Origin of the sequence: Vibrio sp. 1457, assembly GCF_033340195.1 — a bacterium.
Lineage (GTDB): Bacteria > Pseudomonadota > Gammaproteobacteria > Enterobacterales > Vibrionaceae > Vibrio > Vibrio alginolyticus.
The window spans coordinates 68,976-85,175 of record NZ_JAWOWA010000001.1; the positions used below are offsets into that span (position 1 = coordinate 68,976).

Sequence of the window (16,200 nt, forward strand, 5' to 3'; positions counted from 1 at the left end):
CGTATAAAACCCCGTATAAAAAACAACCGCCACTTAGGTTGGTTGATAAGGTCAAATTATGAATTTTGCAGTGATAGCCTCTCTAGCCGTCTTTGTTGGAATATTGTTCTTTCTATTTAATCAACAACAAAAGAAACACACTCTTTCACGTCTCGTTTTGATCGGTCTTGTTACCGGTTCTCTTTTTGGTCTTGCTTTGCAACTCATTCACGGTGAAGGTAACAGCGCAATTGCTCAAACACTTGAATGGGTAGGCATTGTAGGCAGTGGCTACGTTGGTCTACTGAAAATGGTCATCATGCCACTGGTGTTGGTATCGATGATCTCTGCAGTTGTTAAATTGGAGAAAGGTGGATCATTAGGTAAAATTTCTGGCCTGACCATCTCTGTTCTTCTAGTAACGACTGCAATTGCTGCACTTATCGGTATTTTGGTGACAACGACATTTGGCCTGTCAGCAGAAGGGTTAACTGAAGGTGCGCGTGAAACCGCTCGTATCGCCGTTTTAGAAAGCCGTGCCGGTACAGTAAGTGACTTAACTATTCCTCAAATGCTAGTTAGCTTCATTCCAACCAACCCATTTGCTGATCTAACAGGTGCTCGCTCGACATCGATTATCGCTGTTGTGATTTTCGGCGTGTTAACTGGTATCGCCGCTCGTAAAGTGATGATAGAAAAAGCAGAGTTGGAATCACCGATTCGTACTTTCGTAGAAGCTGCTCAATCTATCGTTATGCGATTAGTGAAGATGATCATGGCCCTAACGCCATACGGCATCGCAGCACTGATGGCAAAAGTGGTAGCGACATCAAGCGCAGGCGACATCCTAAACCTACTTGGCTTTATTGTGGCGTCTTATGTTGCTATCGCACTGATGTTTGTTGTTCATGGCGTATTGGTCTCTTTTGTTGGCGTTAGCCCTGCGGAATACTTTAAGAAAATCTGGCCTGTACTGACCTTCGCGTTTACATCTCGTAGCTCAGCAGCAACAATTCCACTAAACGTAGAAGCGCAAATCACCAAGCTTAACGTACCACCAGCGATTGCAAACCTATCAGCATCGTTTGGTGCCACTATCGGCCAAAACGGCTGTGCGGGTATCTATCCTGCAATGCTGGCAGTGATGGTAGCTCCAACAATGGGCATCAACCCACTTGATCTACACTTTATCCTGTCATTGATTGCGATTATCACCATCAGCTCATTTGGTATTGCAGGTGTCGGCGGCGGTGCGACGTTTGCAGCCTTGATTGTTCTTCCTGCAATGGGCTTACCTGTGACCATCGCGGCACTGCTTATCTCTATTGAACCACTGATTGACATGGCACGTACCGCACTAAACGTTTCAGGCTCAATGACTGCGGGTACAATTGCTAGCCGAGTGCTGAAGTCACCAGAAAGTGAAGCAACATTGGAAGAAACACGAGCATAGAACTCAAATTCCTTCCAAAGCGATAAAACGTAAAATATCAAGCCGATGGTTCGCCATCGGCTTTTTTCATTTTCAAAAATTCAACTTGCATCTTTCGTTGCTAGTCAAGGCGTTGAATGGTCTAATACTGTCATCGGTTTTGTAAACGGTAAGCAGAATGCACCAAGATAATCAGCCCACTTTTTTCTTCTTTGATTATGAGACATGGGGAACCAACCCCGCGAAAGATCGCCCAAGCCAGTTTGCTGGTGTTCGTACAGATGAAAACTTTAATATCATCGGCGAGCCTTTAGTCATGTACTGTCAACCACCGGCTGATTATCTTCCGTCTCCTGAAGCTGCACTTATTACTGGTATTACTCCGCAAAAAACGGTTCAAGAAGGCCTTTCTGAGCCAGAGTTTATCGCTAAGATTCACGCTGAACTCGCGAGACCAAATACCACCAGTTTAGGCTACAACAGCATTCGCTTTGATGACGAAGTGACCCGTTATACTTGTTATCGCAACTTTATCGATCCATACGCATGGAGTTGGCAAAACGGTAACTCACGTTGGGATTTACTCGATGTACTACGCGCTTGCCATGCCCTTCGCCCAGAAGGCGTAGAATGGCCAGAAAACGAAGATGGCTTCACTAGCTTTAAATTAGAACATTTGTCCGTGGCTAACGGCATAGAACATAGTAACGCGCACGATGCCATGGCAGATGTGGTTGCGACTATCGAAATAGCAAAGAAAGTAAAAGCAGCGCAACCAAAATTGTTTGATTACTTTTTTTCTATGCGCCAAAAGCGCAAGCTCAATGATTTAGTCGACATCGTCAACATGACACCGTTGATGCACGTTTCAGGCATGCTAGGGCGCGAATGCCAGTACACTAGCTGGATTGTGCCTGTTGCTTGGCATCCAACCAATAATAACGCCGTTATCACCATCGATTTAGCGAAAGACCCTCAACCTATTCTTGAGCTATCCGCAGAAGAGCTGCACGAAAGACTCTACACGAAGCGCGAAGATCTTGGTGAATTGCTACCAGTGCCAGTTAAACTAGTTCATTTGAACAAATGCCCTATTCTCGCCCCTGCAAAAACGTTAACGGCTGAAAATGCAGAGTCTATTGGCATTGATCGCCAACAATGTCTCGCCAATCTCGCTTTGTTGCGCCAACATCCTGAAATTAGAGAAAAGCTGATTAGCCTCTTTTCAGTCGAGCGCAAATTCGATAAAAGTGATGACGTCGATACACAACTTTACGACGGGTTCTTTTCTCCAGCCGATCGCGCAGCTATGGATATCATTCGCGAAACCGATCCGAATAATCTTGCTGCATTAGACATTGAATTTGATGACAAGCGCATTAAACCTCTATTGTTCCGCTATCGTGCGCGTAACTTCCCAGGCACATTAGACGAGCAAGAACAAAGACGCTGGGCACTACACTGTCGAGAAGTGTTTGAAAGCCAAATTGAAGAGTACATGCTGAATTTAGAAAACTTAGTTCACGAACATGAAAGTGACGAAAAGAAGATTGCGATATTAAAATCCGTGTACCGTTATGTAGAGAGCTTAGCTTCCTAACTCCTCCTAATACAAGCGCACCTTATGGTGTGCTTGTTGTTTATATACTGTCAAAATGATTAAAGAACGATTCTTACAACTGATCCAACTGCTCATTTCAATCTTCCTCATCATGGGAGCACTTGGCATCGGAATTACCATTCAAAAGTTCACTGGCGTTTCCGTTCCAGGAAGTGTCATCGGTATGCTCGTACTGTTTTTCTCCATGACTCTTGGGCTTGTAAAAGTCGACTGGGTCAAACCGGGCGCCACGCTATTTATACGCTATATGATCTTATTGTTCGTTCCTATCAGCGTCGGATTAATGCAGCATTTCGATTTACTACTCGCCAATGCGCTCCCTATCATCGCTAGCGCGGTTGGCGGTTCACTCATTGTATTGGTCAGCCTCGCTTGGCTGCTGGATTACTTGCTACAGGAGAAACACTGATATGTGGTTAGTTGTTACCATTGCGGTTTTTCTTATCGCTCGCCAAATCGCAATCAAAGTGAACAATCCTCTAGCAAACCCTTTGCTGATCAGTATCGCAGTGCTCATTCCTTTGCTTACTTACTTAAATGTGCCATTTGAAAAGTATTATGCGGATAACGAAGGGATCAGTTTTTTGCTTCAACCTGCTGTAGTTGCTCTGGCTTATCCACTATATGAACAACTACCACAAATTAAAGCAAACTGGCGAATCATCACTTTCGCTTGCACAGTAGGCAGTGTGATGTCGATGATGACAACCACCTTGATCGCAGTCGCTTTCAAAGCGGATATCAGTTTAATCGCGAGTCTAGTGGGTAAATCCGTCACGACACCAATAGCGATGGAAATATCGAGTCACCTTGGTGGTGAAGCCGCCGTTGCAGCGATCTTGGTTCTGATTGTCGGTTTATTGGGCGCAATTTTGGCATACCCAATTTACAATTTGATTGGAATTAAACACCCGATTGCACGTGGTCTGACAATGGGTACAGTCTCTCATGCCTTAGGCACCGCTACTTGTGCAGAGAAACAGCCCATAGATGCCGCGTTCTCATCACTCGCATTGGTTTTATGTGGGATCATAACTTCTATTTTGGCTCCAAGTTTTTTTGCTTTGGCGGTCTGGCTATATCAATAGTTAAGCGCTCTCGGTCTGCCCTCCTTCCGGCAGGCCGTAGCCTTTCCATTTCTTACTTATCCCTTTCAAAATCCTATCTTATCTAGCAACCTCACCCAGTAATACCGTGAAGGGACTTGATCGAGATATACATTCATAGCATTAGCATTCTAGGTGCTACCACTCGCTCTAGATTACGTGGGTATAAAGTAGCATAGCGGTAAAAGTCGCGTTAGTAACATACTCCTGCTCCTTGGTCATATGAATATATACTGATATGGTTAATTGTGAGACGGAGATAACGCTTCACACCTGTGCAATCGAATACATGTGTGAGCTCACTCTAATTATGTAACAGAATTATCAATTGCATTATTTATCGTGATCTAACGCACGGAACATTTCTATCTTTCACATAGAATAACTGTCCATGCAATAACAAGGATTCAACATGAAAAGTCGCATTGAACAGGCGCTAGCAGGCGCTCCAGAAGCACTTTCCAAACAACTTGCTCCTATCATCCAAGCTGATGATTTTGATGCTACGCTTTCAGTTCAACAATTTGAGCAGTTGCTTTCAGCTACCGGTCTATCAGACAAAGAGCTTCGTGTTGCGCTACTTCCTTTTGCCGCAGCGTACTCCTATGCTCCCCTTTCTGACTTTTATGTCGGCGCTATCGTTCGTGGTCTTTCAGGTCGCCTTTACTTCGGTGCCAACATGGAATTCTTTGGTGTACAGTTGGGTCAAACGGTTCACGCAGAGCAGTCTGCGATTAGCCATGCTTGGATGAAAGGCGAACGTGGTGTTAAGGATATCACTATCAACTTCAGCCCATGTGGTCACTGCCGCCAGTTCATGAATGAGTTATCTACCGCAAACGAGCTTAAAATCCAGCTCCCAGAACGCGAAGAAAAGTCACTTCATGAATACCTGCCTGAAGCCTTTGGACCAAACGATCTCGGTATCGAGTCCGGCTTAATGGCAGAAGTTAAACACCAGTTCTCATGTGATGATGAAGGCGCACTCATCCAAAGTGCAGTTGAAGCGATGAACATGAGCCACTCACCATACACCAACAACTTGAGTGGTTTAGCATTAGAGATGACTAGCGGCCGTGTATTCCAAGGCGCTTATGCAGAAAATGCAGCGTTCAATCCTAGCTTGCCGCCGTTACAAGTTGCGCTAATCCAAGTTTTACTTGCGGGTGAAACCTTTGACAGCATCAAAGCCGCTGCATTGGTAGAGAACTCAGAAGGTAAGATCAGTCATTTAGCCGATACGCAATCAACGTTGGAAGCGTTGAATCCAGATATTCCGCTTAGTTTTGTCAACGTATAAACGACAAATTCAACAAAGAGCTCTACAACATGTAGAGCTTTTTTATTACCTAAAAACCAAAAGCAAACGTTTGCTTTGTCATAAAACTTCAGTATGATCTCCTGCAATTTCTGTCTCATCACTCTATTTTGTAAGGGAACACTATGTTTGGCACTGCAACTAGCGCAAATGCTACCCGTGTATTACTTTTAGGCTCTGGCGAACTCGGTAAAGAAGTCGCCATTGAATGCCAGAGACTTGGTTTAGAAGTGATTGCTTGTGATCGCTATGCCAATGCTCCAGCGATGCAAGTCGCTCACCGTAGTTATGTTATCGACATGTTAGATGGGAACGCCTTAGAAGAAGTTATTACGAAGGAACAACCTACTTACGTCGTACCAGAAATTGAAGCCATCGCAACCGGCAAACTGGTAGAGCTTGAAGAGAAAGGACTGAATGTTGTTCCAACCGCTAAGGCAACCAGGCTAACAATGAATCGTGAAGGTATCCGACGTTTGGCAGCAGAAGAACTGGAATTGACGACTTCACCTTATCGTTTTGCAGATAACTTTGAAGACTTCAAAGCCGCGGTTGAGCATGTGGGTATTCCGTGCGTGGTGAAGCCTGTGATGAGCTCTTCAGGTAAAGGGCAAAGTGTTATCAAGACCGAAGACGACGTTACAAAAGCATGGGATTACGCTCAGGAAGGCGGGCGTACGGGTGCAGGTCGCGTTATCGTGGAAGGTTTTATCGACTTCGATTACGAAATCACTTTATTGACCATCAGAGCCGTTGACGGTGTGCATTTCTGTGCTCCAATTGGTCATCGTCAGGAAGATGGCGACTACCGCGAATCATGGCAACCGCAAACTATGTCAGAAAACGCAGTAAAAGCAGCTGAATACACGGCTGAGAAAGTGGTAAACGCGCTCGGTGGCTACGGCATCTTTGGTGTAGAGCTATTTGTTAAAGGCGATAAAGTCATTTTCAATGAGGTCTCTCCTCGCCCTCACGATACGGGTATGGTTACAATGATTTCACAGGAAATGTCTGAGTTTGCTCTCCACGTGCGCGCGTTTACCGGAATGCCAATTAATAATATTGTGCAATATGGCCCATCTGCGTCTGCTGTTATTCTTGGACAAGGGACTTCCACAAACATTCGCTTTGAAAACCTAAGCAAAGCTTTAGCTCAACCTCAAACACAAGTTCGTCTATTCGGTAAGCCAGAAATCGATGGTCGCCGCCGTTTAGGTGTTGTCCTTACGCGACGAAAAACCACCGAAGAAGCCGTTCAAGATGCTGTTGAAAGTGCTTCAAAAGTGAATATCATTTATTAAATACGAACCACTCATACAAAAATAGCGCAGCTCAAATTGCTGCGCTATTTCGTGTTCCAAACCGAAGAGAGCCTATTCACTCTCGATTAAGTACACTTCTTCAGAGAAGCGACTTAAGCCTTTTTTCGCAATTTTAGGATGATTCTCGTCAGCTTCATCTACGTTCAAACAAGTAACTTTGTAACCTGAAAATAACTGCTCAATCTCTTCGACCGGCACGCTAAATGGAGGCCCCGCCATCTCTTCTTGAGGATAGTTGAGTGTAACAAGCAAAATACGACCGCCTGGGTTCAAAAGTTGCTTGAGACGCTCTACATACTCCTCTCGCATATCTTGCGGTAAAGCAACCAACGCGGCGCGATCATAAATGATATCGGCTTGAGATACTGGTGCAGTGAAAAAGTCCCCAGTATAAATAGAGAGCTCATCAAATTGATAAAGCTCGTGCATGCCATTAAGAGGCGTTACCGTTGGCGTGTAAAAATGTTCAGCAAAAAAGGCACGCACAGCAATATGGCTTAGCTCAACACCTTCAACCGAATCATGCTTCATCGCTAGCCAAATCAAGTCTTCTGACTTTCCACATAAAGGAACTAACACTTTATCTTCACGCTTTGGATTAGTGTGTTTCCAATATACTGGTAATAGCGGGTTTACATCTTCCAAGTGAAATCCGATCTGATTGCTGGCCCATTTGTTATGCCAAAATTCTTGGTCTCTCATTTTACTTTCTACTTGTCGGCTGTTTTCATTTTGAGAGGTAAGACTAACGTTTTTTTTCAATTTGTCTATGCCGTTCATCTTTGGTTAATACTGCGGTGATAGGATGTAATCGGTCTCATAGGAGACGCGCCTTTATCTGATAATCAGAATAAAGAAAAGAGAAATGGTGATCTAACGCACGATTCTACTTCAAGATAAAACTGAAACCTTGGAATCTTTCGTAATGGCCCCATTTATAAGTTAGTACCTGATTTGCCGAACTTAGCGACCTTTATGTTCCCTATTTTCTAAGTACAAGCAAGTTAAGGAGAGTGAATGAGCTTATTTCTTCGTACTACAGCATTGATGCTTTTGGTACTTAGCCGTGCACCGGCATTTGCCGCACTTCCAATTACCCCTGCGCCTAGTGGCGAACAAAATCGTTCAACCAGCCAAAACGAAGTTTGTTCGAAACTTTTTAAACACAGCCTTAGCGGTTTATATGGCATTCAGTCAATCGACACCACACCAACTCAGCCATATTCTGACTTCGACATTCTTTACAGCAAAGCTCACCAAGCACAATTTGAACTTGAAACTATCTGTAAGAGTACCGCACTTCTTAATGACGCTCAGCCATACTTCGCAGGCGTGAAATCCAAACAACGAGCAGAAGAAAAGATAGCTTTAGAGTTAGATGGGAAAGTTGAACGTATTACTGACCTAGCACGTGCAACGATTGTAGCTGAAGACGTCGCGAGCTTAGTCTCCATTTATGAAACGTTAGAGCGTGAAACAACGATTGTGAAAGTAAAAAATCGATTCAAAAAACCTGGCCCTTCAGGATATAGAGACTTGAACTTGCTCGTTCGTTTACCAAAAACAAACCTAGTAGCCGAAGTTCAACTGCACTTGAAAGCAATCGCAGATGTAAAAAGCGGTCCCGAACACGACCTATACGAAAAAATCCAGAAACTAGAACGTCAAGCGATGTTGGAAAAACGTGAGCTAAGCGAAATAGAGCTTGCCTCTATTCGCAACATGCGTACACAGTCTAAGAACTTGTACCAACAAGCATGGCAACCATACTTAACAACGCATCTAGAAGCGGCGTAACCGATATAATTAAGCGTCTCTCATAAACAGAAAAACCACCGCATTGCGGTGGTTTTCATTTGTATGCACACGAATTTTACGCAAAAAAAAGACCACGCCTTAGCGTGATCCATTTATTCGGCTTACTGTACTTTCTTCAGGTTTTCTACACGAACTTTTAACTTCTGACCCGGGCGAAAAGTCACTACACGTCGAGCAGTAATTGGAATATCTTCACCAGTTTTCGGGTTACGACCAGGTCGTTCATTCTTGTCACGAAGATCAAAGTTACCAAAACCTGACAGTTTTACCTGTTCGCCACTTTCCAGTGCCTTACGAATCTCTTCAAAGAACACTTCCACCGTTTCCTTGGCGTCCCGCTTACTAAATCCTAATTTATCAAACAGGTTTTCTGCCAGTTCGGCTTTTGTGAGCGCCATAAAACTTTCCTCAAAGCTATGTTAAACAATGCTACGTTAGTGTAGCGCCAGAGCAGTTTTACCCTACCAATTCAACAACATATCGGGGTTACATCAGGAAGTGTATGACAAGCTTATGATTTTCGCCAACTTTTTTCTTGGCGAACAAAAGGAATAGCACTACGTAAATTATTGTTAAACGCCAGAAATTTGATATTTTTGTTTTTGTTTCATCTTTATCAGGAAAAACATCCAGATTATAAAACTAAAATTAGTTTAAAAATCAACATTAAACACTATTTAATAAAAATATCAGATATTGGTTATTTAACAGACACTTGACATAGAACTTGTCGTAAATTCAGTGATTTGTATGTAACTCGATACGTAACAATTAGATTAAAAGGTATGACCACCTGTACTTTGCAACTGTGCTTAGAAAGCTTGATTAAACCCACGCTTCTCGCTGTTTAACGATGACGCCATATATAAAGATTGATAATGTGGAAGTTCGTGTATTTCCTCATTAGCTTCTTACACTGCTTCTAGGCGACCATGATTAATCAAATCATAAATATTCTTTTCCCTGTTTTTGCTCTTGTCGGAGTTGGCTATTTGGTCGATCGTTACATCAAGCCTGACTTTCGCCCAATAAACCGCATTAATATTGAGGTATTTACGCCAGCACTGGTATTTTCGTCACTCGTTAGCATGCCGCTCGATTCAAATCAGGGGCCGCTTCTTTTGGCGGCAATTGTCGCGGTTTTAATTCCCGCACTACTCATGATCCCGGTATGTCGATGGACGTCACTCTCGTTTAAAACCTGGGCGCCACCACATATGTTTCGCAATAGCGGAAATCTAGCTATTCCTTTGTTTACCTATACGTTTGGAGAAATTGCGCTGTCGTCAGCAGTGCTTTTATTTGTCGTGTCAGCATGCTTGCATATCAGCTTAGGCGTAATGCTGCTTAGTCATGGCAACCCTTTTAAGCAAATAGTCAAGATGCCAATCTTTTTAGCAGCGTCGTTGGCTCTGTTTCTCAACGTGTCAAATGTGGGTGCATGGGCGCCTTTATACGAAGCCACGGCTCTACTTGGGCAAGCGGCCGTACCCGTGATGCTTTTATCTCTGGGGGCACAAATGTGTCATTTAAGGTTGGACGGTTTAAAGATTGGTGTGTTGTGTACCGTGCAGTCACTGGCAACTGGTGCTGTCGCTTTTGCACTTATTTATTGGTTAATTCCCCTTCCAACGATGCAATTGCAAATGATGGTGCTCTTCACAATGCTGCCGCCAGCCGTCATGAATTACCTATTTGCGGAAAGGCTGAATATAGAACCCATGAAAGTGGCGTCAATGGTACTATTTGGCAACTTTTTCAGCATTCTTACGCTACCTCTTCTGCTTAGCTATACCCTCTCACTCGCTGCCTAACCACCAATAAGCTATCGTTAGCGTGTATTAGCTGAAAAACAATATGTTCCTAATCTCGGGTAAGGGCCATCCCTAGTTTGGTCTAGTATTTTAAAGTAATGAGGGGTGGTGCGAGCAGTAAGGAACTTGAACAACGATAAGGTAATCCTAAAAATAAAAAACCCTGCCGAGCTGGCAGGGTTTTCATTTCTTAAGAAGATGCGTTACGCGAGATTAGTCACGTAGAGACGCACCAAACTTCTCAGAAACGTGAGCAACGATAGCGTCAACCGCACCCGCGATATCTGCATCTTCAAGCGTACGCTCAAGTGACTGTAGAGTCAGAGCGATTGCTAGGCTCTTCTTACCATCTTCAACGCCTTTACCTACGTAAACGTCGAACAGTTTCGCATCTTTAAGGAACTCGCCACCTTGCTCTAGACAAGCGTTAACGATGTCGCCAGATGCAACAGCTTCATCCACTACTACCGCGATATCACGACGGTTTGAAGGGAATTTAGAAAGTGCTACCGCTTCTGGGATCACTTTGCTGTTAATTGCAGACCATTCGATTTCGAATACGATAGTACGACCATTTAGACCGAACTTACGCTCAAGCTCAGGGTGAACGGTACCGATCACGCCCACTTCTTTGCCATCTACGATGATTGCCGCAGATTGACCTGGGTGAAGTGCTGGGTTAGCTTTTTTGCTTTCAGGTGACAGTGCAGCGAAAGAGTACGCTTTTTCGTTCGCAGATAGCTCTAGAATCGCTTCTAGATCGCCCTTAAGGTCGAAGAAATCAACCGTGTTAGTTTCGATATCCCAATGTTCTTCACCGCGAGTACCAGCAATAACACCTGCAAGCATAGGCTCTTGGCGCATGCCGTTTTCTGCAGTTTCACATGGGATGAAACGTAGGCCGTATTCGAATAGACGAACGCGTGGCTGTTGACGCTTCTGGTTGTGAACAACCGTGTTCAGCAGACCTTGGATAAGACCAAGACGCATTGCTGACATGTCTGCAGAAATTGGGTTTGGAAGCACTAGAGGCTCAACACCAGGTACAACTAGCTTTTGTTGCTCAGGCTCAACGAAGCTGTATGTAATTGCTTCGTGGTAACCACGGTCAACAAGAAGATCACGAACGCGTTTCAGTGGAAGATCCGCTTCAACGTGGTTGTGCATCTTAAGTGCTGCTGCTGGGTGTTGGTTAGGAATGTTGTCATAACCGTAGATACGGCCAACTTCTTCAATCAGGTCTTGCTCGATAGCGATATCGAAACGCCATGTTGGCGCTACTGCCATCCAACCTTCTTCTGAAGCTTCAACAGTCAAACCTAGACGCTCTAGGATTTCTACTACGTCGCTATCTGCAATGTGGTGACCTAGCAGGTTGTCTAGCTTAGTACGACGTAGAGCAACTTTGTTTGGCTTAGGTAAGTCTGCTTCAGACTCTACTGCAACAACAGGTGCTACTTCACCGCCACAAATTTCAACAAGAAGCTGTGTTGCACGCTCCATTGCGCTTACTTGCAGTGCGTAATCTACACCACGCTCGAAACGCATTGAAGAGTCAGTGTGCAGACCGTAGCTGCGTGCGCGACCACGGATGTGGTCAGGTGCAAAGAATGCACACTCTAGTAGAACGTCTTTAGTCTCAGTTGTTACACCAGACTCTTCACCACCAAAGATACCTGCGATTGCAAGTGCTTTGTTGTGGTCAGCAACTACTAGTGTATCTGCGTTTAGTTCTGCTTCGTTGCCGTCAAGAAGCGTTAGCTTCTCACCTTGCTCTGCCATACGAACTACGATGCCACCTTCGATCTTCGCTAGATCGAATGCGTGCATTGGTTGGCCTTGCTCTAGAAGAACGTAGTTAGTGATGTCTACTACAGGGTCGATAGAGCGAATACCACAACGACGCAGTTTCTCTTGCATCCATAGTGGCGTTTCAGCTTGAACGTTTACGTTCTTAATAACACGACCTAGGTAACGAGGACACGCAGCTGGCGCTTTCACTTCGATAGACACTTTATCGTCGATTGAAGGAGCAACTGCTTCTACTGATGGCTCAGTCACGTCAGCACGGTTTAGTACGCCAACTTCACGAGCTAGACCACGAATGCTGAAACAGTCAGCGCGGTTTGCTGTTAGATCTACGTCTACTGTTACGTCGTCTAGACCTAGGAATTCACGGAAATCAGTACCGATTACTGCGTCTTCTGCTAGTTCCATGATGCCGTCTGACTCAACGTCGATACCTAGTTCGGTGAATGAACAAAGCATGCCGTGAGAAGGCTGGCCGCGTAGTTTCGCTTTTTTGATTTTGAAATCGCCTGGAAGAACAGCACCAACTGTTGCTACTGCTACTTTCAGACCTTGGCGACAGTTAGGTGCGCCACAAACAATGTCTAGAAGCTCTTCTTCACCCACGTCAACTTTAGTTACGCGCAGTTTGTCTGCATCTGGGTGTTGACCACATTCAACAACGTGACCGACTTTAACGCCAGTAAAAGAACCAGCAACAGGAAGAACGTCGTCTACCTCTAGACCGGCCATTGTAATTTGGTGAGTTAGCTCGTCAGTAGTAACCGCAGGGTTTACCCACTCACGAAGCCATGATTCGCTGAATTTCATGTTGATGAACCCTCTGGATTACTTGAACTGTTTTAGGAAACGAAGATCGTTCTCGAAGAACGCACGTAGGTCGTTCACGCCGTAACGAAGCATTGTTAGACGCTCAACACCCATACCGAATGCAAAACCAGAGTATTTTTCAGGATCGATACCTACGCTACGTAGCACGTTCGGGTGAACCATACCGCAGCCTAGTACTTCTAACCATTTACCGTTTTTGCCTTTCACGTCTACTTCAGCTGAAGGCTCAGTGAATGGGAAGTAAGATGGACGGAAACGTACTTCTACTTCTTCTTCGAAGAAGTTACATAGGAAATCGTGCAGGATGCCTTTCAGCTGAGCAAAGTTTACGTTCTCATCAACCAGCATGCCTTCCACTTGGTGGAACATTGGCGTGTGCGTTTGGTCGTAGTCGTTACGGTATACACGGCCTGGTGCGATGAAACGGAATGGTGGTTTACCATTTTCCATCGTACGGATCTGTACGCCTGACGTATGAGTACGAAGCATCAAGTCTGGGTTGAAGAAGAAAGTATCGTGGTCAGTACGCGCTGGGTGATCAGCTGCGATGTTTAGCGCATCGAAGTTGTGGAATGCATCTTCGATCTCTGGGCCAGCCTCGGTGTTAAAACCAAGTTCGCCAAAGAACTTCTCAATACGCTCTACAGTACGAGTTACTGGGTGTAAACCACCGTTTTCAATACGACGACCTGGTAGTGTTACGTCGATTGTTTCTGCTGCTAGTTTCGCTTCAAGCTCAGCACGTTGTAGTGCATCTTTACGAGCTGCGATAGCTTGCTGAACGACGCCTTTCGCTTTGTTGATCTCTTGACCAGCTTCACGGCGTTCTTCTGGTGGTAGTTTGCCTAGGCTTTGAAGTTGAGCAGTTAGCTCACCTTTTTTACCCAGATACTGAACACGCACTTCATCAAGTGCGACTAGCGATTCGGCAGCTTCAATTGCAGTGCTCGCGCTAGCAATGATCTCTTCTAGATGTTGCATCGTTTCCTCATCTACCTGTAGGTAGTGTCCATAAGGGAGTGATTGGTTTTTTGATAGCTGTACATAGTAGCCAAACCGGGCACCAATGCCAAATTGAATTACGAAAAGAAGAGGTTATTGAATAAAAAGAGCACAAAAACGTCAAAAATGTCATCTTTAGTTAATCTGCCGTTTAGTTGTGCCCTTTTGTTTTAGAAATAGTATTGAATAGATAGCTCGATAAAATCGTCATCTCTAGCGAAGTAGAGCAAATCATTTGGTGTTTCATTTTTAAACAACCAAGCATCAATTTGCCACTTAACGTGATTCGATATTCGGCTCGATGCTTCTAACTTAGCATTGTAAACATCATCGTTATCTAAATCCTTCGTAATTCCCGTCAATACTTCCGTTCCGTCCTCATCATTGAGCGCCCAACGAATACCTGCAAACACATCATTTTGACCGATAGTTTGTGCGTTGTTCCCACGACTGTCATAGAGGTACTCACCAATAACTCCCACATCCCAAACCGTGTCAAATGCACCGACGAAGGTATACTCAAAACCCGTCACAAGACCGACATGATTATCAGCGCTATCTCGATAAACACTTTCTAGTTTCCATAACCAATCGCCAACGATTCCTTGCACATCCAGACCGACATGACTCATCAGAGCGTAGTAAGGCTTTAATTCTCCGTACTCAAAACGAAAGTAAGGATCCCGGTTTGTTCCATATAAATAGCTCAGGCCTACGTCCCAATCGCCAAGCATTTTCGAATATCGAAAAGCCACATCTACGTGCTTCTCTTCTCTGCTTGATTCATAGATAGCATCATCAGAGACAACGGGGTCGGTTCTCAAGCGGCCATCTGTACCCGCAAACGTTCGTTCCCTAAAGTAAGGTAACAACATTGCGTGGACGGTGCCCCAGTCTTTGAAAGAGGTAAAATGTAACATCGGCTGACCGAGTTTATCTTCACCATCGACGGCTTCAATGGCATCTGTTTGGTTTACTACATCAACTAAATGGGCTGATTCAGTCACTCCCCAAAAGACCTTACTAATCCCAACTCGAAGCTCATAATCATCCCAATAAGTCAGATAAAGTGCCTCTCGTATGTCGCCATGACTTCGCTCATCGTCTAGACCATCCAGACGATAGAAAGGTGTGAAAGTAAAGTTTGCATCACCATTTTGCATCTCCCAGTAAAATTCTGGCTGCAAAACCAATGACGTTTGCGCTTTGCTCTGACCCTGAGAGCCCGTTTTAAAAAACTGACGATGCTCAATATTGACTTGTCCTGCGAGCTCGACGGCAGTCAGAGGCATCGAGTAAAAAAAGGCTGCTGCACTAAGCAACAACCCAACATTTAATCGCTTCATTTTTCCTCCACTACCTCACTCGCTTCAACACATTCTTATGAAAGTCATTGTCTTGTAATCCAGTGTTAAAACGCATTTCGCTAGTCGTTAGCTCAGTACTTTTTCCTGTTTGATGGTTTGTCATCGCCATAGTGTGCGCTCGCCAATATTGGTTGAGATATTGCTTGTAATCGGAAAAAGAAAGCGTTTTTAACAAAGAGCCTTTGCGGTCGTAAAACTCAACTTTAAGTGGACGATAATGCGCTTTATCTAACCACACCGTTTGCTTGGTATAACCTGAGTTCTTATCGGTCGGAATTTGCTCTACGACGAAAACATCTTGCCCGTTTATGCTGTCATCTTTTAGGTAGTTGAAACGGTATTTTTCAATCTCAAAGGAACTGAGATCCTCATACGCGAATTCACTGCCCATAAAAGGAGCTGATTTGTTACGCGAGGAAATACGTTTCACACGTTTCAGTGCAGGAAGGTAAAGCCATTGGTCATCGGCACCCACCGTATGAGAATGGTTAAGAAACGCCGTGCCTTTTACATCTCTCGGTTCATCAAATATCGTGAGCCCTTTGTCACCATCGCCATCAACTTCGAGTGATTGTAAGCGCATTAAACGTGTGCTGCTTTCTCCTTGCGCGTTTCGCAGAATCATTTGCATCGTAGCAACAGAATCCCCCCACCCTTCATCACGGGCTTTGCGCTCTTGGGCAATTTCTAGTCCTTTGGCTTCATCCGCCAACACCGCATGACTCATAATAAGCGAGACAGAAAGTACTGATACTTTTAAGGCATTTTTTACTAAATTCAT

General features: G+C 44.5%; 14 protein-coding genes. 8 read left to right on the forward strand and 6 right to left on the reverse strand.

What is annotated here, in order from left to right; all coding sequences use genetic code 11:
• Positions 1 to 58 precede the first annotated feature (58 nt).
• The 6 genes from R7Z41_RS00365 to purT all read left to right on the forward strand — a co-directional run bounded on the left by R7Z41_RS00365 (position 59) and on the right by purT (position 6,757).
• Complete coding sequence (locus R7Z41_RS00365) at positions 59 to 1,432, forward strand: L-cystine transporter (RefSeq protein WP_025766775.1); 1,374 nt, start codon at positions 59 to 61, stop codon at positions 1,430 to 1,432.
• A gap of 157 nt (positions 1,433 to 1,589) precedes the next feature.
• On the forward strand, positions 1,590 to 3,011 hold the full coding sequence (gene sbcB, locus R7Z41_RS00370) for an exodeoxyribonuclease I (protein ID WP_225477408.1): 1,422 nt from the start codon (positions 1,590 to 1,592) through the stop codon (positions 3,009 to 3,011).
• A 55-nt stretch (positions 3,012 to 3,066) separates the two neighbouring features.
• Positions 3,067 to 3,441 carry a CidA/LrgA family protein gene (locus R7Z41_RS00375; protein WP_005377887.1) on the forward strand — a complete coding sequence of 125 codons (375 nt, stop codon included), beginning with the start codon at positions 3,067 to 3,069 and terminating at the stop codon, positions 3,439 to 3,441.
• A gap of 1 nt (position 3,442) precedes the next feature.
• Complete coding sequence (locus tag R7Z41_RS00380) at positions 3,443 to 4,120, forward strand: LrgB family protein (RefSeq protein WP_171344747.1); 678 nt, start codon at positions 3,443 to 3,445, stop codon at positions 4,118 to 4,120.
• Positions 4,121 to 4,550: 430 nt separating this feature from the next.
• Entirely contained in the window at positions 4,551 to 5,438 is an 888-nt protein-coding gene (gene cdd / locus R7Z41_RS00385; RefSeq protein ID WP_017633940.1) for a cytidine deaminase, read from the forward strand.
• 143 nt (positions 5,439 to 5,581) lie between these two features.
• Positions 5,582 to 6,757 (forward strand): formate-dependent phosphoribosylglycinamide formyltransferase, encoded by a 1,176-nt coding sequence (gene purT / locus R7Z41_RS00390; protein WP_017633939.1) that lies wholly within the window; start codon positions 5,582 to 5,584, stop codon positions 6,755 to 6,757.
• 72 nt (positions 6,758 to 6,829) lie between these two features.
• Here purT and R7Z41_RS00395 read toward each other — a convergent pair whose 3' ends face one another.
• On the reverse strand, positions 6,830 to 7,480 hold the full coding sequence (locus R7Z41_RS00395) for a thiopurine S-methyltransferase (protein WP_021707633.1): 651 nt from the start codon (positions 7,478 to 7,480) through the stop codon (positions 6,830 to 6,832).
• A gap of 315 nt (positions 7,481 to 7,795) precedes the next feature.
• On the opposite strand from R7Z41_RS00395, the gene R7Z41_RS00400 reads away from it, so the two are divergent.
• Positions 7,796 to 8,575 carry a phosphoribosylglycinamide formyltransferase gene (locus R7Z41_RS00400; protein WP_025766820.1) on the forward strand — a complete coding sequence of 260 codons (780 nt, stop codon included), beginning with the start codon at positions 7,796 to 7,798 and terminating at the stop codon, positions 8,573 to 8,575.
• 122 nt (positions 8,576 to 8,697) lie between these two features.
• On the opposite strand, the gene ihfA is transcribed toward R7Z41_RS00400, so the two are convergent.
• Positions 8,698 to 8,994, reverse strand: a complete 297-nt coding sequence (gene ihfA / locus R7Z41_RS00405; RefSeq protein WP_064376411.1) for an integration host factor subunit alpha — start codon at positions 8,992 to 8,994, stop codon at positions 8,698 to 8,700.
• 534 nt (positions 8,995 to 9,528) lie between these two features.
• Between ihfA and R7Z41_RS00410 the strand changes: the two genes are divergently transcribed.
• Positions 9,529 to 10,410 carry an AEC family transporter gene (locus R7Z41_RS00410; protein WP_206969854.1) on the forward strand — a complete coding sequence of 294 codons (882 nt, stop codon included), beginning with the start codon at positions 9,529 to 9,531 and terminating at the stop codon, positions 10,408 to 10,410.
• 213 nt (positions 10,411 to 10,623) lie between these two features.
• Here the strand turns inward: R7Z41_RS00410 and pheT are convergent, their stop codons facing one another.
• From pheT to R7Z41_RS00430, 4 genes are all read right to left on the reverse strand, one after another.
• Complete coding sequence (gene pheT, locus R7Z41_RS00415) at positions 10,624 to 13,029, reverse strand: phenylalanine--tRNA ligase subunit beta (protein ID WP_149191888.1); 2,406 nt, start codon at positions 13,027 to 13,029, stop codon at positions 10,624 to 10,626.
• Positions 13,030 to 13,047: 18 nt separating this feature from the next.
• A complete protein-coding gene (gene pheS, locus R7Z41_RS00420) occupies positions 13,048 to 14,031 on the reverse strand; it encodes a phenylalanine--tRNA ligase subunit alpha (RefSeq protein ID WP_005385470.1) in 984 nt (327 codons plus the stop codon).
• 191 nt (positions 14,032 to 14,222) lie between these two features.
• Positions 14,223 to 15,398 (reverse strand): hypothetical protein, encoded by a 1,176-nt coding sequence (locus R7Z41_RS00425; protein ID WP_206969851.1) that lies wholly within the window; start codon positions 15,396 to 15,398, stop codon positions 14,223 to 14,225.
• A 10-nt stretch (positions 15,399 to 15,408) separates the two neighbouring features.
• The gene (locus R7Z41_RS00430; protein WP_225477406.1) at positions 15,409 to 16,200 is read right to left on the reverse strand and encodes an outer membrane lipoprotein-sorting protein; all 792 of its coding nucleotides are present in this window, start codon (positions 16,198 to 16,200) and stop codon (positions 15,409 to 15,411) included.